This is a genomic window from Gordonia gummivorans, assembly GCF_022513585.1.
Lineage (GTDB): Bacteria > Actinomycetota > Actinomycetes > Mycobacteriales > Mycobacteriaceae > Gordonia.
Map to the genome: position 1 here is coordinate 1 of NZ_JAKWBF010000082.1, position 1076 is coordinate 1076.

Consider the following 1076-nt stretch of genomic DNA (forward strand, 5'->3'; position numbering starts at 1 on the left):
TGGTCCAGCCGCCGTCGATCGGGTGGGCATGGTTGTAGGGCTTGACGTGGTCGAGTTGGCATTCGGCCACGGGTCGTCCGCAGTAGGGTCCGCGGCAGTGGTGGTCAGTCAGCGCGATCGCGCGCCGCTGTGCGTCTGTTGGTTCGTAGTCCAACGCCCCGACCGGGGGTACGAGTAGCCCACCGTGTCCGGTGGGGTCGATCGGCGCCGGGTTGGGTGGGCGGGAGAGCACCCGGACCAGCGCCGAACCCGTCTGCGAGCTGCCGGCCAGGTGGGCGGGTACTGAACACGGCCGGCTTTTCGGGGTCGTCCGGCGCGCAACATGCTGACCCGACCATCGGGGTCGGTGTCGGTGGGGTCACTGCGATGCATGAACCGTTGGCTTTCGCGGTACATGCCGGTCCAGGTGGCATCTTCGGCGAGTGCACGCGCGTGGGCGGGGTCGATGACCCCGTACCCGGGCACGAACGGCACCATCTCCCCGGTCAACCCTGTCAGCGTGGGCGCATCGGTCACAACGACGACGGCAGCCTTGGTCGGCACCAGCGCCGTGGAGGGTTTCGCGGGTGCAGCGTCCGGCTTGGGCGCCACCTCGGCGTCGAGGTCGGTGTCGTCGTCACCCTCGTCGGGTTCGGGTTCGGGGTCGGGGGTCTGGTTCGCCGGGGCGCCGCAGGTGTCTGACCCGCACCGGCAGTCCAACTCGGTGCGGCCGCGAGTGATGGCGACCAGCGCGTCGGCGCGTCGTTGGCCGGGCAGACGCGGGTCGTCGCCGCACAGGAAGTGATTGATCAGCCCGGTGATCCGGGATTGCAGATAGCGGGCGTCGCCGAGTCCCAACGTGGCCGAGATGGCGACTTGTCCGTAGGGGGCTTTGCCGAATCGGACGTCTTGGTAGCGTTCGGCGAACTCTTCCCGCACCTCGGCCGCCGCCACGGGGTCCAGCGCGATGATCAGTTCGTCGAGTTTGTCCGACAGCACCGCATTCGTCGACGCATCGGCGGCCAACATGAAGCGGCCTCTTCGGCGGCGGCGCGTTGCTCGGCATCCACGCCGCACACCGCGTGCGCCACCAGCGA

At 69.2% G+C, this 1076-nt stretch carries 1 protein-coding gene; it reads right to left on the reverse strand.

What is annotated here, in order from left to right:
• Positions 1-108: 108 nt before the first annotated feature.
• On the reverse strand, positions 109-1076 hold a 968-nt coding region (locus MKW15_RS24175; RefSeq protein WP_240862934.1), incomplete at its 5' end, for a DUF222 domain-containing protein.